Below are 21,519 nucleotides of genomic sequence, written 5' to 3'. Positions count from 1 at the left end.
TCAGCTGTTACAAATCAGCAGTTATCGTGAGCCATTATTTATTGTGCTAAAAAAGTTTTTTTAAACAATTGCCTAGTATCATACAGATATAAATTGTCTTGTAACAATACTTTATTAAACCGTGTCAACCCAATGTCTTCATCGATATAGCCTTGAGTCCAGTCACTATGAGCGATGACCACCCAATCTTCAGGATAAGTTTTTTCACTTTCTGATATTTGCTTGAGTATACGTCCATCTGGTTTAGTAAAACTAATGAGCAGGCGATAGCAATTAGCGACACGATATAAGTAGGTATTCAAGTAGAGCTGGTGTGGCTGATAAAAACCATTGATGAGATCGTGCCAAAAAGTGGCCATGTGTATCGAGTTTTCTCTATCAGAGGTAAGTGACCAGCAGATGGCTTTATTCAAGCCATGGAAACCCTTAGTAAAGGTCGGTAAAAATAACAGGCCAGTGGCAATGATTTGCTGTATCAGCTGCGCTTTATCGATGTTCATTAAGATCGCGATATCATGCAACGTAGTGGTATTGATAAAATCATAGTAGTAAGTACTGGCATTGTTATCGATGCTGAGTTGGCTATGATTGAGATGCTCCATCAGATCGCTATTGTCAGTTTTGGATTTGGCCATACTTAAAACTTCATAAGTGTCATTCCAAAGCGCTGATGACTTGACGGGCAGATAGTTCATCCAGTTTTTCGGTTTATCGAGATGAAGCACGCCAAAACCTATCAATGGGTAATTTCTATAGCTACTATCGTGACTAGGGATCAAAACACCGGTGATAATCTCATTAGCTCTAGTATCGATATGACTGAAATTTAAAAAGGCAAAGTTATGATTACTGACATTGTCTATCGGAATTCCGCTAAATACACTTTCCGACACGGCTAGCGCTTGGCTGACCCATTCATCAATGGCATTGGTCTCAGAGATATGAGCACGCGCCCGTACAAAGTCCCCGCGAGCAGGCAATTTTCCAAAATATACTAAAGGCAAGGAGTCTGGAGTCATGGCGTTTGCTCCTGCTGTTCAGTCACGGCTGAACGATCATCAGTAGCCGTCGTGGTATCAGTAGGCGGTTGTACTGGTGGACTGTTTTCACTATTGGTATTAGGGACTACAGTAGATACACGGGCAGGCGGCGTGACATTGCTTGTATTTTGCTCGCCAGTCGGTACTGGCTGATTGGTGCCAGAACCCGCATTAGGAGTATCGCCATCAACAGCATTATTATCAGAAATTGGCCTTGCTGTACGTGTGACACCAAGGGCAATAATCTCCTCTGGTAGTTTCATGCCAGTAAAGGGATTGGTAGAGCGACCTTGACCGGTAGTGGTACTACTGCCGCTGCCGCTGATGATTCTAAAGCGTACAGAGATAGTGATACCGTCACCAGACCATGCCATCTCAAAGATATCATTGCCAAGTTCAGTACGGCGTGCACTGTTAATGAGCCTTTCTACCCCAAAGCTGCCTGCTTCTTCAAAGACAGTAAAGTCTCTGCCATCATAGTCCTTGGCGCGAATACTGGCACCAGGTTGGCTACTTGGATTTGGCCATACAAACGTTGTCCACGCTTGAGTACCCATGCGATAACGCAACTGTTGACCATCGACTACAATGGTATATTCAGTCAAACCGCTGACGGGTAATGGCATAATTTGAAAAGTGGTTTGATTGGCAGCGCCACCAGTATTATTCGCACCAGCAGCGCCTGTGCTATTGCTGCCCATATAATTGGTAAAGTAACGGCCAAAATCAGCAACAAACTGCGGATTAAGACCCAGACCTGCACCATTCCAGATTTTACTGGAGATTTGATCGCCGCGGCGAATGATAAAGGGCGATAACGTTTCGTTGACGAATCGCGCCACATAGCCATCTTCGCCGAAGAATTGACCGATCTCTGCAGGCGTCGCTTCTAAGTTTGCATTGGCGGTAAAGGGATACTTACTGCCTAGGTTATCGAGGAAAGGCTTATAGACCTGTGCTTTCCAAACTTTATTAATCTCTGCTTTAGTGGGCGTCAGCAGCATATTAAATGAACGAGTCAGTGGCTCACTCAACAACGGACGAACCAGTTGTTTTATTTCAGAGTTGGCTTGACTTAGGATCTGCTCATCTAATATTTGTAGAGATTTGGTTAACTCTGAGCCTTCGGGGCTAAGGGTTTGTGAGGCAAACAACAAAGCATCAGGGCCGATGTCGTCACTACGAGCGATATTATTAAAGCGGGTTCTGATATCGCCTAAACTGACTAAATAGCTGTCTAATAATGACAGATCCTGATTTTCTTCTCTTGGCGTTACTAGCGCATGTATAGAGGAGAATTCTTGCGCAATCACACCTGAGCTTGCTTGTGCTACAGGCGCAGCGTTACTAGAGCTGCCACCATTATTCATCGCAGCTTCTGCTTGCCGCAGCTCAGCAGGGCTTTGACGCAGGATGGTTTGCTTAAACCAATTGACAAATGAGCGACGAGATTCGCCACCATTGCCAGCTGCTTGATTAGCCGCTTTATTGTCCCATTGAGTTTGGCGATCTACTGTCTCAAACAGGGTTTTTAACGGTGACTCTGTGGCATTGGACAGCTGGTTTAATAAGACCGCATGATCATCGAAGCCTGTGCTATCCCGAACATACACTTGAGATAAAAAACGTTTCCATTCACTGGTATATTCTTGCTTATAGCGATTGACCAGATATTGTCGTATCTGTTCAGGACTGCCCGTCAAGGTAAGGTCATCTTGGCTACTGGTGGCCAACACCCAATCATCGGCGACCACTCTCGTAGTGGCAGCTTTATCAATCTCATCACTGACGAAAGCATCCCATGCTTCTTTAGTAAAAGTGCCTGAAATGACATAACTACCAAGCAGTGCTTCATTAGCATTGTTTTGCGTAATCTGCGCAACCGTGACCGATGGGAAACGGGCAGATGCACGCATTTTAATCTCAGAGTAAACACGCTCACGAGCAGGTTGGCCTTTGCTAACTTTGGATAAATTGCTGCGGGTTTTGTCTATCAGCCCTAAGTCATTTTGGATCAATGGAAAGGTGGGGTCGTCGACATGAGCCAAGGTAAAACTCAAGATACGCTCAGCTTGGCGAATCATCTTGTCACGTGGCATGTCAGCGCGATTGGCTTCGAGCCAGTTGCGCCAAAAACGGGTCATCTGATCACTCAAATGACTGGCCTCTAAATTGTCATGATTGCCAAGCATGAGATAAGCCTTGAGCGCATTATAAGCATCTTCAACGTCTGTGGGGTCCGACTGGATATAAGCATCATTAACGGCAGCATCAGAGGTGTCATCAGTGCTTGAGTCTTCTGTACGGACTTCTAATTGATCGGCATTGGTATTTACTTCGGTCAAAAACGTTTCGATATTTTGTTTGGTTGGCGCTAAAACGATGATGCTGATGCCGTTGTAATATTCTGCTAGCAATTTTTGCTTAAGCTTATCGCCTTGATAGAGGCCAAATCTCAAAGACAGCGGCTTGTCGTCTTCGTAGCCTTCAAGCTGCTCGATTCGACTTTGTAGAATATTGAGCGACTCAAGCTGGGATTGTAGATCACCGTTAGAATTTTTTTGTAGCGCTGCGACTTGCTGTAAGTCAGCCACGACACGCTCAGTGAGCTGTTTATTATTGGCATAAGACCATGTCCACAGACCGACAGCCGCACACAAAGTCACGACAGCAGCTAGCGTCGCAAGCGCACGATGACTGCGCTTGTGTCGGTTTTTATGCTGCTTGACCAAATGCTTGTCTTTTAGAATGACTTTAGAAAATAGATCTTGTAAAAAATAAGGCTTGTCTGCGGCTTCTTGCTGCGCATTGAGCGGTATCGCAGGTGGGTGCAAATCGTAATTTTGTACCATTTGCAACGTCATTTGGCTGCTAACTTGCCCGTCCTGCAAGGCGCTGGTAAAGTAAAAGCCACGCAATATGGGCTTAAATTGGAAAGGGTTGTCCTCAAACAAAGCATGCATCAGCGTCCGTATCATGGGACGTAATGACTGAAACTCCATTGGGAAAGTCATTAGACTGGGAGATACCGTGCGCTGATGACGTAAGGATAGCTTAGTGGTGCTCAAATCTTTCAAACCATTGACCAATACGCCAAAATGTTCTTCGAATACGTCAGTAATATTGATGTTTTCTGGGTCTTCAGGGTAGGGGATGGTCGCGCCCCATACTTGGCTGCGCTCTTCTTGCTCATAGTCATTAAAGAAGTCACGGAAGCCTGAAATCAAATCCATTTTAGTAAAGACCACATAGACAGGCGCATAAACTTCTAACTGTTCAGTTAAGTCTTGCACACGGCTGCGCAGATTCTTGGCCAAATCCAAGGCATAGTTTGGGTCATTTTTGGTGAGTTCGGCGATACTGACCGCGATGATGATGCCATTGATCGGTGCTTTAGGTCGATTCTTTTTGAGTAGGCTTAAAAATGACAACCATTCTGAGCGATCTTCTTCATAAACGGAGTAACGTCCTGCGGTGTCGAGCAAAATACCTTCAGTCGAAAAAAACCAATCGCAGTTACGTGTACCGCCGACGCCTTTAACGGATAGCTTGTTACCTTGTTCCATAAAGGGAAATTTTAAGCCAGAGTGTAGCACTGCAGAGCTTTTGCCTGCCGCGGGATTACCAATGACCATATACCAGGGCAGCTCATATAACGCCGCTTTGCCTGTTTGATCGCCTATCTTTGATTTGCGAATGGTTTTAATGGCATCTTGCATTTGCTGACGTAGCGCTTGCACTTCTTGAGCGTTTTCATCTTTGGCCACATGAAGGCTATCGTCACCTTGGCTCTCGTTGCCATTATCCTCCACTAAGTTTGCCAGCTCATCTGAGGCAAGCTTACGTTTTTTCCACAGGTAATAGCCAAGCGCCCCCAGCACCGTACATGTGATTAGGACGCCAATGAGTATGACAAAGGTTTTAATAGTCACATAATCATAAAGTAAGACTAGGGCGACTATGAGCCCCAGCGCCAATAATACTCTTGGGTTATAGATAAGATGAAAAAACCTTGAAAACATGCGTGCTACCTAGTGTGAACTTAAGATAATAAAACGAGTATTTACCACGACAAAACACCATTAAAACTACGACTCAGATTTTTGAGAAGAGTCTAGCAACCAAAGAATATTGCAGTGCTTATGTTGAGTAATTAAAAACGATCTGTCTGACTCTTGTTGGTCTTCTTTGGCTAAGTCAATGAAGAGTGATAGGCTGATGAATGGCTTCAACCAATTATTCAATGGCATATAATGCCCTAAATGATGTTCATTTACCAGAGCGCCTTGTGCTATAAATGCTTCAAGAAAGCTCATATACGTTGATAAGTCATAAGGCTGCTTTAATGGATTAATGTCAGATATGGCGGTAATGGCCATATCTGTTATAGCAACATTAGTCTTGTTTTTTTCCTTGCTATTGATATCAGACGATTTTTTTTCGGACTTTACTGTCTGTTTATCAGTGGTTTTTAGCGTGGTCGTATCGGTCGGTGACAGTGAAAGCATATTGTCTATTAATAGGTTTTTGATAGTCGTTAAATGATTCAAATAGCGACGATTATCACTCAAAAGCTCAGTGCGATGAGCTGTACCTATCTCCGTTAATAAAATACTGGTACTGGCGTCAATATTGAGTAGCTCTTGAGCCGCTTGATTCGAGAATAGCAACAGCGCACCCGCCTCAGTTGGAACGACATTGGTCATTTGCTCAGCATACAAATGAGTGTCTAGCCATTCTTCACTTATCTGTGAATCTGCAATGATAATTAAGCAAAGATCAGGCGCAGTTGATTTAGATAAAGGCAGTAGATGTCTATTGATGAATTCTGTAGGTGTGGCAATGGCAGTATTGTTAGCGCCATTATTTGCTACGGTGTTTGCGACATCAGTGCTGTCAGTTATGATTATCGTAATAGCAAGCCGTGTATCAGGAATACCGTAAGTTGCTAACTGTTCTTTTATGGTCGCGATTAAAAATGCTGAATCGGCGCTGGCAGGTAAGCATAGATAGATAGGAAGATTGGCTAAATGACCAGCAGAGGCTGCTGTCATTTTGTCATCACTGTTCTCTTTACGGCTGTTATTTTCACTACTTACTTCGTTGGCACTCACCAAATAATGTTGCTGCCATTCGGGATGAATATGAATGGCTGCGTTGGACTGACTCGTATCTTGTTGGTGATGTTGGTAAAAGCGTTCGGCAAGGCTAGACAGCATCTCCTCGCTCAAGACTAGCTGCTCATAAATTAATGCCTGTAAACGCAAGGTAGTAGCATTTAACGCGGCTTTACATTCAGTAAATCTCTCATCATCGAGATGATTGTCTAAATCATTGTCTAAATTACTGTTCGAATCTAAATAATGGTCTGAATAGCTATCGTCAAACTCTGAATCTGCTGAATAGGCATCAGAGATATTAGGATATGGTAGGGCAGCGGCATCAGAGAGTCTTGCAATCGGTTTGACCAACATTGGCATACCATCAATATCTGTCAAATCCTCGCTCAATACGGTTAGGTCTGCATCATTGTCCACCACCTCAGACCAACAGTCTCCTTCTGGTAGGCAGACACGGCTATAGATAAATAACTGATAAGTATTGGGCGGTTTAATAGTGTCTGTTTTATCTGCTGTTCCATCAATTATCTCTGGTGAATCGGTTGTTTGTTTATCCAGTTTTTTTTGCCACCATGAGAGCGCCATGATAGAGCCAAGAAACAATAAAGGGATGGTAACAAACCATAGTAATAAACCAGATGAGGTCAGCTGTCGCGCATTGTCTTTAAAGTACATCCAGACCAAAATGAGATACAACACCAAAAGCATGACTAAAACAGATCGGCCGTATGACAGTATTTTTTTTGCGCCCACTTATTTAAACTCCCTATTTGTTGGGTTTTATTATGATTATTACCATGTAGACAAGCTTTTCGATCCAAATTTTATGATATCTACAAGCTTTTTTTTACTATATTGGTTAACTTTATTTGTCTTTTTTGTGATTCGGTTGTAATGATAGGAATCACTTTGAAAATGTTGTTAAACTATAAAATCTATAACCAGTAAGCCTCTTAAGCATTATTAAGTAAATTTCTATAATGAAATAGTATTTTTAAGTTGTCTGTAGATAAGCTAATGGATAGAAATAAATAAAAATTGGTATAATTAAGTTAGCTTTATTTTAAAAGGAGATTATTTGTCTATATAATACTGACGAAATCGTAATTATCAACGCCTGTTTATTATTATTTTGTTTTTATCGTCTCAACTGTCGCTGACTCTTGCCTATGATTTACTTGACTGTATCGGTCTTTACATTGCTCTCTATCCTCATGATGGTCATGCTTTTTGATCGGCAGCTATGTGGGCGACTATTAGATAAGGTAATGGTATTTTTTCATCGATTGCCTAGCCTAAAATTCAAGCGTTCATCAATAAAGACACCAAAGAAGGTATTTCATTATCGTATCAAGCAGTTTGTTCGTTTTATTTCGGACATAGATGTTTCTCGTATTCCAGTGATATCAGCATTGTCTTTTTTGATTGTCATGGCAACGGTTGGATTGTGTTATGCCTTGATTACCAATCATTCTCTGGAGGTTTATCATGCCAACGATACCGTGGCTAGCACGACAAATCTGCAAATCAGTCAACTACTCATAGGAGAGCGTCTGCGTCCGCCGTCGCCTCCGCCAGAGGAGCTGTTTGCTGAACTAGAAGCCGAGGTTGCAAGCTACCAAGCTGACAAGACAGAGGAAGGGTATTGGCCAAATAATCAGACAAATATACCTCAGACTGATAGACCGCTCATGCTCCCTGAGCCTGATTTGTCTGACTTAAACACGCAAGATCATAGCACTGGCTATTCAGGTGATATGTTGGCTACACATCTAAACAACGGTCATATCAATATCAAAAATGCTGACCGTAATTGGCAAAAAATGAACTCAGATTTTGTTCAACGGCTGTTGACTGTGTATAAAGTAATGAGTGACCAATATGGCTATGACATGGTGCTGTTAGAAGGCTATCGTAGCCCTGCAAGGCAAGCAAGACTATTGAAAAAAGGGACTCATGTAACGAAGGCAGGATCATACAAGAGCTATCATCAGTTTGGTTTGGCGGGCGATAGCGCCTTTATCAGAAATGGTAAAATTGTCATAAGCGAAAAGGATCCTTGGGCAATGCGGGGCTATAAATTATATGGTAAAGTAGCCAAATCTGCCGGACTTGTGTGGGGTGGTGATTGGCGTATGATGGATCTTGGGCATGTCGAGCTGCGCAAAAAAGGCGTGCTCGGTCGCCCAGAAATGGCTGAGATTTTGACCAGTCAATAATGATAATAAAAAGCTAAGGTAAACTGAAAGTATGAATAAATGTATGACATTGCCAGTATCATTAATCGCTGCTACTTGCTTGCTAAGTGGTACGATCGCCGGATGCAGCACTGATAAGTTGAGCAAGTCAAATGACAAGGTATCGGCATTGGCAGGCGAGCCTCCTACTATAGATGCCATGAGCCATATCGTTGATAATGGCAAAAATAGTGCTGATCTGCAAAGTTTAAAAGTACAGCTAGAACTACAGCAACAGCAGCTGGCGACCATGAGTGCTGAGCAGCAAGCATTGCAAGAAAAACTGAAGCGTCAGCAGATTACTCTAAATATCAAACCCACCACTAATGCCAATGCAGGGCGTACCAAAGTAGGCACAGCAAGTACTGCCTATATCGCATTTTTGGAGGAGGAGAGCCAGTTTACGGATATTGAAGTACTGGCGGCCAAAGAGATCAGTATTATCCCAAATCGTGAGAGCAGTCTGACTGTAAACATTCCACAAGACGCGCGCTTTATCGCTATTAAAGTGGGGCTGAGATATACCAAAAAACGTTCACAGTTTCTTATCCCACTTGCCAGTCTCAATTTTGATACGCCACTGGCGATCAATATTGGTGGATGCGATGTCAGCATTACTGAGGGTGTTGACCCAGCACTGGCACCTACATTTACCACCAAACTTAAATATTATCAGCAGCCACTAGTCAGCTGTTCTTAGGAGATTGTCTTGAGTAAACACAGGGTATTATGGGGAGAAGGGTTGTTTTTGCGACCCCAACATTTTCAGATTCAAGACACTTATCATGACTCGCAACGAGCTTTGAGTATGATGCTGGTGCATCCTTATGCTTATGGCGTATCTGATGTTCAGATTGATAAGCAACTTTTGGAAAGCAATTTACTAAGCTTTCAAAGTATTTATGCGGTATTGCCCGATGGTACGATATATCATGCGCCTCGTACCGACACTTTACCGAAAGCCATTACCTTAGATACCCAAGACAATGGCGATGAAATTTTCGTATTTTTGAGTTTAGAGATTGTCCATAGTGGCGGCAGCAATATACAGACGGATCGTAGTGACAATCCAACACGCTATGTAAGGGGCGCTATTGAGGCACAAGATCTATATAGCCAAGCGGCTGAAGCAGTCATTGATGTGATTAAACTGTCGCCAAGTTTACAATTAAGCCATTCTGCGCAAGCGCCTAGCCAAGATACCGTGTCATTATTGGTAGCCAAGCTCGTGCGTACCACTCAAGGCGTCTATCAAGTCGATGATGATTATATCGTCCCAAGTGTGCATATTACGAGTAACCCTGCGCTTATTGGTCACGTATATCGTTTGATGACGATGATTAATACCAAGTCCACGTCACTGTATGACCATCATCGTCAGTCTAACAATGATTTACTGGAGTTTCGCTCCTCAGATATTGCCTCTTTTTGGCTATTGCATACGCTAAATACCGCATACTCTCAGCTCAGTCATTTATATAATAATGCCAAACTACATCCAGAACGCCTTTACGAAGCATTATTAAATGTCGCCAGCCAATTGGCTACTTTTAGCTCATTATATAAGGTGGGCGACTTACCTTCTTATCATCACGATAATGCCAATGACTCATTTGTTAGTATCATTTTAATCATTCGTGAGCTACTCAATACCGTCATTGCCAGTAACTTTATCTCGATTCCATTACGTCAGAATAAGCCATCTTATTATACAGGCGAGCTAAGTAGTGACAAAATCACACGTGGCTCACAGCTGTATCTGTCTGTTAGCTCATCATTGCCGATGCACGAGCTCATCGATATCGTACCACGCCGATTTAAAATTGCGACGCCTGACTCAGTAGAGAAACGTGTCTTGTCAGCGCTGCCAGGTTCTTCTATTTCACATGTCAGCCAAGTACCCAGTGCGATACCAGTGAGACCAGGCTTTAGCTACTTCACCATCGAACCGGTAGGCGAGCTATATGACGAAATGCTCAAATCTGAATCTATCTGTATTTATGTGCCCAATGGCTTTGATGATTTAAAAATAGAGCTGATGGCTATCGTACAGTAGTTCTTTTTGTCTCTAGAGGTGCTGAGGTTGCAAGATGAGTATGCACTAGGGCGCACTCTCATTTTGAGGACACGCCCTCAATAGTATTTGAAATAATAAGCATTAGGAATAATCATGTCAGGGAATAATTCAATGGGTTCTGCACCTTCGTTGTTAGATTCAGGCGAGGTGGCTTCAAAGGTTTCAGCAACGGGTCTAGATAAGCGTATCAGTAGTCAGTCGCTGGTAGACATCATGTATGACGGCTTTTACTTGGTGTTTTTATTGCGTAATCATTATTTCAGTACAGAGCCGCGTCAATTTCGTCAAAAAATATATGATTTCTTAGATAAATTCGAGATGAATGCGCGCAAAAAAGGATTTCTGTCAGAAGATATTCATGAAGCTAAGTATGCGTATTGTGCATTGATTGATGAGACCATCATGACCTCGCAAGAGCCCGAGTTTCAAACTCTCAAAGATGCTTGGGAGCTAAATCCTTTGCAGTTGGATTTATTTGGCTCACAAATTGCTGGTAATGAGTTCTTTGAGCGTTTAGATGGGCTACGCGAGCAAGGAGAGAGGCGTCTGCCTGCTCTGGAGGTCTATCACTATGCGATGCTACTTGGTTTTCAAGGGAAGTATCGTTTAGAGGCGCCAGAGAAAATTCGTTACCTTATCTCACGCTTAGGGGATGAAATTGAGCATCTACGGGGTAATAAGAACGAGTTTTCGCCATTTTGGGCGATACCGGACCAAATCAAACACACGCTCACGAGCGAAACGCCACTATGGGTCATACTCACGGTCATGGCAGTGTTGTTGACCGCGATATTTGCTACCATGTGGCAGTTTACCAATAGTTTCTCGAATGAGCAGCTGTCAGCATACGATAATGTGATTCAAGAAAACAAAGAGCAAGCTCATATCTCAATTTTCCTACCTTAATTATTTTCCTTACTTTAAATGCTAACTTCTTTAACAGTTTTTATTTCAGCTGCATACGTTGTGCTGAAATAAAAATTGTTAGGACAGCAAGGTAATAATTGTTATATCGTTGGCTACTTATTTTTCTACTGAGTTTTATATAAGTTTCTTTATGCCAATGAAAAGAACAGCAATAAAAAAACCCTCATCAAAGAGATGAGGGTTTTGGCAAATGCCATAATTGAATTAAAGATAATTCAAGAAATTTACGACTAAAATGTGGCTCTCCAACCTGGGCTCGAACCAGGGACACACGGATTAACAGTCCGTTGCTCTACCAACTGAGCTATTGGAGAATAAGCTGCAAGTATTTAAAACCTTACAACGAGCCTTAGAAGTCTCTAACGAGTTCTTGCTAAGTGGGGCGTATTCTAGCAAAAATAAAAAATACGTCAAGCCTTTTTTGCATAATTATCAAAGATAATTATTTTAATAAGGGGATAAGGCGTTTTTTGAGGTTTTTTGCCAAAAAAATTCAGCAATTGCGAGATAAATAAAAAAGACGCCACATAAAGGATAGGTGGCGTCTTCGTTTATAAGCATATTTATAAGCACATACTTAAGCATAGTAATTTTAAGACAGTGGCTGTTTAGTCTTTATTCAGTAACGTCTAGATCAGCAACCGCTTTTTCGATACGTGATAAGGCGTCTTTTAGCGTCGCTTCATCAGTTGCGTAAGAGATGCGCATATAGCCACCAAGACCAAAGGCGTCACCAGGCACCACTGCTACGCCAACTTTCTCTAACAACCATGTTGAAAATTCAGTACATGATGACAGACCAGCGGCTTTGATGAGTGGTTTGATGTCAGGATATACGTAGAAAGCGCCATCAGGACGCAGGCAGGTAATACCTTTAATCGCGTTCAAACCATCAACGACTAGATCACAACGCTTTTCAAAGGCTTCTACCATCGGCGTAAGCACGCTTTGATCGCCACTGATAGCGGCTTCGGCAGCCACTTGGCTGATCGATGTTGGGCATGAGGTTGACTGTGATTGTACTTTTTTCATCGCCCCAATCAGCTTGGCAGGGCCACCAGCGTAACCAATACGCCAGCCAGTCATCGCATATGCTTTTGACACGCCATTTAAAATAATTGCCCGCTCTTTTAGCTCAGGTGCGGCATTCAGAATATTGTAGAACTTATCGCCCGTCCAGCGGATGTGTTCATACATGTCATCTGAAACAACATAAACTTGTGGGTGCTTTCTCAGCACTTCAGCGATGGCTTTTAGCTCATCCAACGTGTAAATCATACCTGTTGGGTTAGAGGGGCTGTTTAGTACCAGCATTTTGGTTTTGTCAGTGATGGCGTCTTCTAACTGCTCAGCGGTGATTTTGAAATCTTGCTCAGCAGGGCATTTGACGATGACTGGCACACCTTCTGCAATGATGACCATGTCAGGATAGCTGACCCAGTAAGGTGCCGGAATGATGACTTCATCACCTGGATTGATAAAGGCTTGCGCAAGGTTAAAAAATGATTGTTTACCACCGACCGATACTAGGATTTCATTGGGCTCATAGCTGATGTTGTTGTCACGTTTGAACTTCTCAATGATGGCTTTTTTGAGCTCTGGCGTACCATCGACAGCGGTGTATTTGGTAAAACCGTCATTAATGGCATCGATTGCTGCTTTTTTAATGTGCTCTGGCGTATCAAAATCAGGTTCACCAGCGCCCAAACCGATAATATCTTTACCAGCTGCTTTTAGCTCTTTGGCTTTATTGGTAATCGCTAGCGTAGGCGATGGTTTGATGTTGTTGACGCGGTCAGACAGTTTCAATTCACTCATGAGAGATCCTTTTTATAGTGGAGTGGGATTGGTGAAGCGCTATCATCAATTGTATAACGTTTGAGATGTCATTAGGACACGGTATCAGGAGGACACGATATCAGGCAGTTTCAAAAACTGCCGCAACGGAAGTTGATTTTTGAAAATAAATAACCGTTAATAAAGACAAGCGCTTTTAACAGGTTGGATATTTTCATGATAAATACGCTGACTAATCAGCCCTTTAATGTAAAGCTATTTTTGATTTTTAGTATTGTAGCATGCCGTAATTAGGCTGTCTTATAAGGCTAGTAACATAAAACGACAGACCTAAGAGCAATTTTCCCAGTGCGCGAGAGTAGAAAGGTTCAGTCAATTGAGAGACGCATTGATTGCGAAACCACAACAATAAATCGATAGCCTTGCGCTATGATTGTTTAGATTTAATAAATAAAATGGATGATACCTTAATGAAAAAAGGTTAATGCCATCAGCTGACTAAAGATGATAAGCAAGTATTTAGCACTTAAATGCATGGTAAGTTTTGTACTATTAGCACAAATAAAAGGACGTTTACGATGACTGACTCTACTAAGAAATTACATATACTTATTACTGGCGCGACGTCTGGTATTGGCAATCAATTGGCAAAAGACTATCTACTGGAAGGTCATCAAGTCTATGCCGTTGGTCGAGACGATAGGGCATTGGCTGAGCTTGAGTCACTAGGCGCAGAAACGGTTGATTTAGATCTCATGGATCGGGATAAAGTTATCGACGCTTTTGAAAAAATTGAAGAGGTTGATTTGGCGATTTGTGGCGCTGGCATGTGTGAATATTTGGACATGCCAAACTTCGATAGCGCCTCGTTTATGAAAGTGATGTCGGTAAATATGGGTACGTTGTCACATGCTATCGAAGGGATATTGCCAAAGCTAATCGCCTCAAAAGGTCGTCTGGTTGGCATTGGTTCAGCATCTGCTTATGTGCCGTTTGCTCGTGCTGAAGCTTATGGCAGCTCAAAGGCTGCTATCCATTACCTAATGAAAACTTTGCAAATTAGCCTTGCACCGCATGATGTGTTGGTAAGTTTGGTCGTGCCTGGTTTTGTCGAGACGCCAATGACTAAGCAAAACGATTTTCCCATGCCCTTTATCCAAACAACAGCGCAGGCAAGCCAAGCTATTCGTGATGGTATCGCGAGTGGTCACGATGTGATCGAATTTCCCAAAAAGCTCACTTTACCGCTAAAGGTATTGGGTACGTTGCCAGATTTGGTGTGGCAGCAAGTCAGTGAAAAAATCAATAAAAAATAGTTTATATTGAAAAATTGCAAAAAATAAATTACTAAAAATATGGAAAGGAACGCATCAATGCTGTTTAACTGCCGTAAACGTAAGAACCTAGAGACAGTCTCTCATGAAGCCAGCAGCCTCTCAAAACAGACGACTAATGCTCAAGCTCAAAAACGTATTGCTATCATTGGCTCAGGTATATCAGGATTGACTTGCGCTCATTATCTGGTGGCGCAACATGAAGTGACAGTGTTCGAGGCTAATGATTATATTGGCGGTCATGTAAATACCATCGATGTGGCGCTACAAGACGGCAAAAAAGCAAAAAGCAGCAATGTGGAAAACAGTGCCATAGATACTGGCTTTATCGTCTTTAATGAGCGTACTTATCCCAATTTCTTTCGGCTACTGCATGAGCTGCAAGTGCCGTTTCAATCGACTGACATGAGCTTTTCGGTAAAGAATACAGCGCGCCATTTTGAATACAATGGTCACACGCTCAATACTTTATTATCGCAGCGTAAGAATGTTTTCAATCCAAAGTTTTGGCAATTTATCAAAGACATTTTACAGTTTAATAAGCATATCAAGCAGCTACGCCAAGACTACGAAATGACACGTGCTAACGGGCAAGATGTCAGCGCTTTTACTGAGCAAACACTGGGCAGCTATCTCACAGAAAAAAGCTATGGCAAGCTGTTTATAGATAACTATTTGCTGCCAATGGTCTCTGCCATTTGGTCAACCAGTCTGCATGAAGTACAAGACTTCCCACTGGTGTTTTTTGCGCAATTCTTTGACAATCATGGCTTGCTCGATGTGGTTAATCGTCCGCAGTGGTTTACGATCAAAGGTGGCTCAAAACAGTACGTCAATAAGTTGATTCCACGCTTCATCAAAGCGGGCGGTAAGGTGAGAGTAAACAGTCCCGTACAGTCTGTGGTTCGCGATGGTGAGCAAGTATTATTGACGGTTCAAAATAAAAGCATTACTGATAACAATATCGAAAGCTTGAACGAAAAATTGGTATTTGACGAAGTCATCTTTGCTTGTCATGCAGACACCGCGCTCAAAATTTTAACAGACGCCAGTAAGGATGAAAATGAGGTACTCAGTCATTTTCGCTTTACCAAAAATACCGCCGTATTGCATACCGACATCAGTGTCCTACCGAACAAGCCATTGGCATGGGCCAGCTGGAATTATCTGATTGATGAGAGTCTCGCAAATCAAAAAGCGCAAATATCAGCAAAACCAGTGCTGACTTATCACATGAATATTCTGCAACGCCTGACCAAAAAACACAATTATTTGGTTACGCTGAATCCAGAAACCGTTCATGAAAATATTGACGATAAGCACGTCATTAAGCGCATCGATTATAGCCATCCTGTGTTTGATAAAGCGATGATTGAGGCGCAAAGCAAATGGTCGAGTATCTCTGGTAACGGCATGCACACACATTTTTGCGGTGCCTATTGGTTTAATGGTTTTCATGAAGATGGTGTACGTAGCGGTCTACGTGTCTGCCAGGCGCTCGGCTATGATATTGCCATAAAAGACGAGGTTGATCCGACTCATCTGCCTGATGCCGAGAGCGCACATACGCCGTTTCGTTATAAGGACCTACCGGTAAAGGCAGATAGCAAATTGCGCACACTTAATAAGCGTGAGGTGGTCACGGCGCTCACCAATCAGGAGCTGATTGAGTACATTGAACGTTTACAACCGCCTGTTAAAAATGATGAACAAAAGCGAAAGCGTCGCTTATTTGGTCGTCATAACGTGCAGTGATTTTAGCAGTGAAATCAACGAACACTATTGAAGGGAATGCTATGTCTATTGAAACCGACACGCCTAATAAGCTGTTACCCCATCAGTTGTTCCATGGGACGACTTGGCACAGTCGGTTACTGCCAAGTGTGCATAAATTTGCGTACCCATACCGTTATTGGGGCATCAATATCAGCGCATTGGCTAAAGGGCTGGAGCTTCCTGAAGTAAGTACAGGTATTAGTAGCAAAAATAAGCTTTTAAAAAAGTTGCTTTCAAAAGGACGGCTGGTCAAAAGATTGCCATTATTTTCAGCAAAGAAAAAAGCATTGCAGCAGTTTTGTCCTGATGATTACTTACAAGGTCTACCTCTACAAGAGGTAAATAGCCTAAGTAATTGCTCAATGAGTGACAAGCATGGTAATTGTCGTTCAAATTCTGTTCAAGCACTTAATCATCGCTTAAATCAAGCGTTTACTGAGCAAACGGGTAGTGCGCCAACAGGCGATATTATTGGGATGCTCGTTTGCCGCAATGCGGGCATATATTTTAGTCCAGTCAATTTTTACTTAGGTTTCGATGAGCAGCAGATGCCGTCGCATTTATTGGCTGAAGTCTCTAATACACCGTGGGATAAGCGCCATTATTATGGGTTTACACTCAATGGTGCGAATACTGAATTTTGTCATAATAAAGATTTTCATGTCTCACCTTTTAACCCGATCGATCAGCTATATCGTTGGCAGGTTAAGGTAAAAAAGCAGCCGGATAATTGCTTGCAAGTTCGTATTTCTATCGATATCAGCGATGAGCGCGGTGAGGTATTAAAAACGGGTATAAAAATGGCTGGCGTTCCAATGACCGCCACAACGATTCGCAACAGTTTGCGAAAAAATCCGCTAATGAACATGACCTCTGTAACCCGTATTTATTGGCATGCTTTCAAGCTTTATGCGATTAAAAAAGTGCCTTATATTCATTATGATGAAAAACTGGCCGATAGCCAACAGAACAAAGCACCGACTCCAAAAGATATTCTTTGATAGTTGAAGGGTTAAAGATCAGCCAAAGAAATTTATCAGCTTAACGCTTAAGCATAGAGCATTTAAACAAGGATGAATATACGATGTCAGCACGACCAACCGACCGAGCACCCGTTTCGACATTAGGAAAATTGACCGCACAGATGAGTAAGGTCGTCAATGAGCGCGTCATTTTTCAGCCCGTCAGTGCGGGAATGAATCAATTGGCAAGAAAACTCATCTTCCGCGCATTAGCGCATATCCAGTTTGGTAGCCTGACTATAGTCGAAGCATTCGATGAGCAAGCACCTAATACCGTCAGCTTTGGTAAAGTATCCGATAGTGTCGCGAGCAGCTCGGCAGTGGGTCGCCATTCACTGCACGTCACCTTGATGATTCATGATCCTGCTGTCTATCGGCAGTTGTTGCTTGGCGGCTCTATTTCGCTAGCAGACAGCTATATCAATGGTGAGTGGGATACGGACGATTTGACCGGGCTGATTCGGTTGGCAGCGCGTAACTTGGCGGTGCTGAATAAGTTAGAAAATCGCTTTGCAGGTGTGAGTAAGGCTTTTGAAAAAGCGAAGCATCGGCTGCGCAGTAATGATCAGTCTGGTGCTAAGTCCAATATTTTAGCGCATTATGATTTGGGCAATGATATGTATCAGCGTTTTTTGGACGATACGATGATGTATTCAGCGGCAGTCTATCGTACGCCTGATGTATCACTGAGCGCAGCGCAGCAGCATAAACTGGCGCTCATTTGCCATCGATTACAATTGACGCCTGATGATCATGTGATAGAAATTGGCACAGGGTGGGGTGGTTTTGCTATTTATGCCGCCACACATTATGGCTGTCACATAACGACGACGACCATCTCTGACGCCCAGTATGATGAGGCGCAGCGCCGAGTCGATGCGGCAGGACTGTCTGATAAAATTACCCTGCTGAAGCAAGATTATCGTGAGCTGACAGGGCAGTACGACAAGCTGGTCAGTATCGAGATGATTGAAGCCGTTGGGCACGAGTACTTACCGACGTTTTTTGCCAAATGTAATAGCTTGCTCAAACCCACAGGGCTGATGGTGCTGCAAGCGATCACCTTTAATGATCAAAACTACCAAGATTATATTAATTCAGTCGATTTTATCCAAACGCACATTTTCCCTGGTGGTTGTTTGCTCTCTAATCAAGAGCTAAATACACAGTTTACGGAACAAACCGACATGGTCATCAAGCAGCTACATGATTACGGTTTTGACTATGCTCATACCTTGCGTGATTGGCGTGCGGCGTTTATGGCGCAGCGTGAAGAAATTAAGGGGCTTGGTTATGATGATGCCTTTATTCGCTTGTGGGATTTTTACTTTTGCTATTGTGAAGGTGGGTTTTTAGAGCGCACCATCGGCGTGGTACAGTTGACCGCAGTGAAGCCAGACAATATTGATGTGATGCATTTCTCTGATTTGTCTTCTCATGACACTCTCACCGATGAGCAAAGCAGCTGCCTGATTCACGATATTATGAATTCTCATGAAAGCGGTAAAGCCAACAGTGATGGCCAAGACGCCTCCAAACGAAACATAGCGTCTTAACAAGTTGCGTTTCAACAGGTAGTGTCTTAAAAAACACTGACTTAACAAGCGCTGATGGAAACAAGCTGGGATTGAAAAACGCTAATTAAAAGGATGTGGTTATGGGTTATATATTTATATATCTGGCTGCTGTGCTTATATTTTTGGGTATTGACGCAGTTTGGCTCAAGACTATGACTGGCTTATTTTATGAAAAGCGTATCGGGCATCTGCTTGCCGATGAGCCAAACATGATTGCTGCTGGCGTGTTCTATATGTTTTATCTACTGGCTCTCTGTGTCTTGATTTTATATCCACAAATCAAAGCAGGCGCTTCGATTGGTCATATATTCTTGCTTGGTGGCTTGATAGGGCTGATGGCCTACGGTACTTATGACTTTACCAGTTTAGCGTTGTACAAAGGTTTTACACTGGATACAGCGTTGGTTGATTTTGCTTGGGGCGGTATCTTGACAGGTTCAGTGAGCGCTATTGTTGCTTGGCTTGCTTATCGTTTTCATTGGTTGAGCTAAAGTTAAATAGTTCAAAATTTACATAACCTAGACCATTCAATGACAGAGTGCCGTTTGTGCTCTCTTGTGAGCTGCTGTATAAATGATACTTACTATCAACATGCCCCAAATCATTCAAGGATTTTTATGCCGCAATACAATACCAGCTCGACTGCCAAAAAAGCCCCATTAAATCATGAGCTATATATGTCGATACTCATGACGCCTGATATGGCGAATTTTATTGGCAATGTGCATGGTGGTGATTTGCTTAAGATGCTGGATCAAGTCGCTTACGCTTGCGCCAGTCGCTATAGCGGTAATTATGTGGTGACGCTGTCTGTTGACCAAGTGATGTTCCGTGAGCCTATATATGTTGGCGAATTGGTTACCTTTGCGGCAAGTGTTAATTATGTGGGAAATACTTCAATGGAGGTCGGCATTCGCGTCGAAGCAGAAGACGTTCGAGCCCGTACTGTACGCCATACCAATAGCTGCTATTTTACGATGGTCGCTATCGATGATAATGGCAAGCCCACACCTGCGCCGCCACTTGATATCAAAAATCCCATGCAGCAATGCCGCGCTGATGCAGCACTAGAGCGTAAAAACCTGCGTCTGGAAAGCTCACATCGACCCAGTTGTGATATCGGGGATATGGTTGGTGAGCTGGCTAATTCTCATGATCGTTAAGATGAATAGACCCTGTATAGTCAGTTAAAATGCTTTCAATATACGGTCTATTGATCTGGTTAAATATATACATATCTGCGTTCAAAAAGCCTATATCGAGATTATTATGAGCTTAAAACCATCGGAAGCCGAGTCACCTCCTGCTATTTCTCATCAGCCAGCGCCGCATAATAGTCGTGCTCGGGGTGCTGGCACGCTCATTACAGACACCACTTCTGATGGTAATTCTCACTCTGTATTAGACGGTTCTGCTAAGTCGACAACCAATAAAGACAAGCAACATTCCGCTTCATTGGTGACGGTATTAATTGCTGTTGGAGCCAACCTTATCATTGCGATTGCCAAAACGGTTGCAGCATTTATGACGGGCTCTGCTTCTATGATCGCAGAGTCTGCGCATTCGTGGGCAGATGCAGGTAACGGCACCTTATTAATTGTCGCCGAGAAAAAGGCGATCAAACCTGCTGATGAAAGCCATCCCCTTGGCTATGGCAAAGAAGCTTATGTCTGGTCGATGATTGCCGCTTTTGGTGTCTTTATGGCAGGTTCGATTGTCTCCATTTATACCGGTATCACCGAGTGGAATGCTGCGGAAAGCGAGACCAACTATACCATCGGTTTTATTGTATTGGCGATTGCGTTTGTGCTCGAAGGGTTTTCGTTAGGGCAAGCTTACTTACAAAGTAAAAAGCATGGCGAAGCGATAAATGTCAGCGCCATTGGCTATGTGGTCGATACGTCAAACCCAACTTTACGTGGTGTATTCTTTGAAGACTTGGCAGCTGTCATCGGCTTGGTTGTCGCTGCTGCTGCCATGGGTATGCATGCTTATACGGGACAGCCGTTTTGGGATGCGCTCGGCTCCATCATTGTCGGAATATTATTGGGTGCGGTAGCCATCTTTTTAATTAGCCGTAACCGTGACTTTTTGGTCGGTTATAAAGTATCAGAGAGGATACATGGCTATGCATTGAGCGAGTTACTCAATCATCCAGATATCGATAGTGTGTCGTACTTACATTTGGAGTGGGTGGGACCCAAAAAGATATTTATGGTGGCGGCAGTCGATATCGCTGGCAATCAAAAAGAAAAAGAGATTGCCCAAAAATTCGAAATTATTGAAAGTCAGTTCCGTGCCAATCCTTTATTTCAGGAAGCTATCCTGACATTATCTGTACCCAATGCTGAAACTTTGAGCTTACCCAATAGTTATAACCAAGATGCCTGATAAAGAGAAACTAATATGAAACTAAGTCTTCAGTCTGCTATAGAGAGCCCTGTTGGGCGTTCAATCATGGTTCGCTCATTAACTATGGCCGTTTGTCACTATTAGCGCAGTAGCCAGTCTGACTCAAGCACAGGCTGAGCTGGTAATTCATAATGAGCCTGCTCAACAGCCAAGCATAAGTATCAATAGAATAAGTGCGAATAGCGCTTCTATTAACAATA

15 protein-coding genes and 1 tRNA gene are annotated in these 21,519 nt (G+C 42.9%); 11 read left to right on the top strand and 5 right to left on the bottom strand.

Going from position 1 to position 21,519, the window contains the following annotated elements; genetic code table 11:
- Positions 1–38 precede the first annotated feature (38 nt).
- From tagF to JMW85_RS10140, 3 genes are all read right to left on the bottom strand, one after another.
- Positions 39–1,019: a type VI secretion system-associated protein TagF gene (gene tagF / locus JMW85_RS10150; RefSeq protein WP_201581670.1), complete on the bottom strand. Its 981-nt coding sequence runs from the start codon at positions 1,017–1,019 to the stop codon at positions 39–41.
- Positions 1,016–5,062, bottom strand: a complete 4,047-nt coding sequence (tssM, locus tag JMW85_RS10145) for a type VI secretion system membrane subunit TssM (protein WP_201581669.1) — start codon at positions 5,060–5,062, stop codon at positions 1,016–1,018. Before tssM ends, tagF begins: the two co-directional genes overlap by 4 nt.
- A 66-nt stretch (positions 5,063–5,128) precedes the next feature.
- The gene (locus tag JMW85_RS10140; protein WP_201581668.1) at positions 5,129–6,913 is read right to left on the bottom strand and encodes a hypothetical protein; all 1,785 of its coding nucleotides are present in this window, start codon (positions 6,911–6,913) and stop codon (positions 5,129–5,131) included.
- Between the two features lie 416 nt (positions 6,914–7,329).
- Here JMW85_RS10140 and JMW85_RS10135 point away from each other — a divergent pair, with 416 nt between their 5' ends.
- The 4 genes from JMW85_RS10135 to icmH all read left to right on the top strand — a co-directional run bounded on the left by JMW85_RS10135 (position 7,330) and on the right by icmH (position 11,380).
- Complete coding sequence (locus JMW85_RS10135; protein ID WP_227681787.1) at positions 7,330–8,379, top strand: M15 family metallopeptidase; 1,050 nt, start codon at positions 7,330–7,332, stop codon at positions 8,377–8,379.
- A 31-nt stretch (positions 8,380–8,410) separates the two neighbouring features.
- Positions 8,411–9,097 carry a hypothetical protein gene (locus JMW85_RS10130; protein ID WP_201581667.1) on the top strand — a complete coding sequence of 229 codons (687 nt, stop codon included), beginning with the start codon at positions 8,411–8,413 and terminating at the stop codon, positions 9,095–9,097.
- Positions 9,098–9,106: 9 nt separating this feature from the next.
- The gene (gene tssK / locus JMW85_RS10125) at positions 9,107–10,453 is read left to right on the top strand and encodes a type VI secretion system baseplate subunit TssK (protein WP_201581666.1); all 1,347 of its coding nucleotides are present in this window, start codon (positions 9,107–9,109) and stop codon (positions 10,451–10,453) included.
- A 114-nt stretch (positions 10,454–10,567) separates the two neighbouring features.
- Positions 10,568–11,380, top strand: a complete 813-nt coding sequence (gene icmH / locus JMW85_RS10120) for a type IVB secretion system protein IcmH/DotU (protein WP_060491495.1) — start codon at positions 10,568–10,570, stop codon at positions 11,378–11,380.
- Between the two features lie 259 nt (positions 11,381–11,639).
- On the opposite strand, the gene JMW85_RS10115 is transcribed toward icmH, so the two are convergent.
- Together JMW85_RS10115 and JMW85_RS10110 are read right to left on the bottom strand one after the other, a co-directional pair.
- Positions 11,640–11,715, bottom strand: a tRNA-Asn gene (locus JMW85_RS10115).
- Between the two features lie 301 nt (positions 11,716–12,016).
- Positions 12,017–13,219 carry a pyridoxal phosphate-dependent aminotransferase gene (locus tag JMW85_RS10110; RefSeq protein WP_201581665.1) on the bottom strand — a complete coding sequence of 401 codons (1,203 nt, stop codon included), beginning with the start codon at positions 13,217–13,219 and terminating at the stop codon, positions 12,017–12,019.
- A gap of 557 nt (positions 13,220–13,776) precedes the next feature.
- Between JMW85_RS10110 and JMW85_RS10105 the strand changes: the two genes are divergently transcribed.
- The 7 genes from JMW85_RS10105 (at position 13,777) to JMW85_RS10075 (ending at position 21,298) form a co-directional block, all read left to right on the top strand.
- A complete protein-coding gene (locus JMW85_RS10105) occupies positions 13,777–14,514 on the top strand; it encodes an SDR family NAD(P)-dependent oxidoreductase (protein ID WP_201581664.1) in 738 nt (245 codons plus the stop codon).
- A gap of 57 nt (positions 14,515–14,571) precedes the next feature.
- The gene (locus tag JMW85_RS10100; protein WP_201581663.1) at positions 14,572–16,287 is read left to right on the top strand and encodes an NAD(P)/FAD-dependent oxidoreductase; all 1,716 of its coding nucleotides are present in this window, start codon (positions 14,572–14,574) and stop codon (positions 16,285–16,287) included.
- Positions 16,288–16,328: 41 nt separating this feature from the next.
- Complete coding sequence (locus tag JMW85_RS10095) at positions 16,329–17,309, top strand: DUF1365 domain-containing protein (RefSeq protein ID WP_201581662.1); 981 nt, start codon at positions 16,329–16,331, stop codon at positions 17,307–17,309.
- 83 nt (positions 17,310–17,392) lie between these two features.
- Positions 17,393–18,886: an SAM-dependent methyltransferase gene (locus JMW85_RS10090; protein WP_201581661.1), complete on the top strand. Its 1,494-nt coding sequence runs from the start codon at positions 17,393–17,395 to the stop codon at positions 18,884–18,886.
- Between the two features lie 101 nt (positions 18,887–18,987).
- On the top strand, positions 18,988–19,398 hold the full coding sequence (locus JMW85_RS10085; protein ID WP_201581660.1) for a DUF2177 family protein: 411 nt from the start codon (positions 18,988–18,990) through the stop codon (positions 19,396–19,398).
- Between the two features lie 126 nt (positions 19,399–19,524).
- The gene (locus JMW85_RS10080; RefSeq protein WP_055123836.1) at positions 19,525–20,070 is read left to right on the top strand and encodes an acyl-CoA thioesterase; all 546 of its coding nucleotides are present in this window, start codon (positions 19,525–19,527) and stop codon (positions 20,068–20,070) included.
- 106 nt (positions 20,071–20,176) lie between these two features.
- Positions 20,177–21,298, top strand: a complete 1,122-nt coding sequence (locus JMW85_RS10075; protein WP_201581659.1) for a cation diffusion facilitator family transporter — start codon at positions 20,177–20,179, stop codon at positions 21,296–21,298.
- The last annotated feature ends 221 nt before the right edge of the window (positions 21,299–21,519 follow it).

Source organism: Psychrobacter glacincola (assembly GCF_904846075.1).
GTDB lineage: Bacteria > Pseudomonadota > Gammaproteobacteria > Pseudomonadales > Moraxellaceae > Psychrobacter > Psychrobacter glacincola_C.
Note: the sequence above shows the minus strand (reverse complement) of the source record. Positions and strands in the feature narration are given on the sequence as shown.

Bases quoted from the DNA above. Each gene is read 5' to 3' on its own strand.
- tagF (WP_201581670.1), bottom strand. From the start codon at position 1,019: ATGACTCCAGACTCCTTGCCTTTAGTATATTTTGGAAAATTGCCTGCT.
- tssM (WP_201581669.1), bottom strand. From the start codon at position 5,062: ATGTTTTCAAGGTTTTTTCATCTTATCTATAACCCAAGAGTATTATTG.
- JMW85_RS10135 (WP_227681787.1), top strand. From the start codon at position 7,330: ATGATTTACTTGACTGTATCGGTCTTTACATTGCTCTCTATCCTCATG.
- JMW85_RS10130 (WP_201581667.1), top strand. From the start codon at position 8,411: ATGAATAAATGTATGACATTGCCAGTATCATTAATCGCTGCTACTTGC.
- icmH (WP_060491495.1), top strand. From the start codon at position 10,568: ATGTCAGGGAATAATTCAATGGGTTCTGCACCTTCGTTGTTAGATTCA.
- JMW85_RS10110 (WP_201581665.1), bottom strand. From the start codon at position 13,219: ATGAGTGAATTGAAACTGTCTGACCGCGTCAACAACATCAAACCATCG.
- JMW85_RS10105 (WP_201581664.1), top strand. From the start codon at position 13,777: ATGACTGACTCTACTAAGAAATTACATATACTTATTACTGGCGCGACG.
- JMW85_RS10100 (WP_201581663.1), top strand. From the start codon at position 14,572: ATGCTGTTTAACTGCCGTAAACGTAAGAACCTAGAGACAGTCTCTCAT.
- JMW85_RS10095 (WP_201581662.1), top strand. From the start codon at position 16,329: ATGTCTATTGAAACCGACACGCCTAATAAGCTGTTACCCCATCAGTTG.
- JMW85_RS10090 (WP_201581661.1), top strand. From the start codon at position 17,393: ATGTCAGCACGACCAACCGACCGAGCACCCGTTTCGACATTAGGAAAA.
- JMW85_RS10085 (WP_201581660.1), top strand. From the start codon at position 18,988: ATGGGTTATATATTTATATATCTGGCTGCTGTGCTTATATTTTTGGGT.
- JMW85_RS10080 (WP_055123836.1), top strand. From the start codon at position 19,525: ATGCCGCAATACAATACCAGCTCGACTGCCAAAAAAGCCCCATTAAAT.
- JMW85_RS10075 (WP_201581659.1), top strand. From the start codon at position 20,177: ATGAGCTTAAAACCATCGGAAGCCGAGTCACCTCCTGCTATTTCTCAT.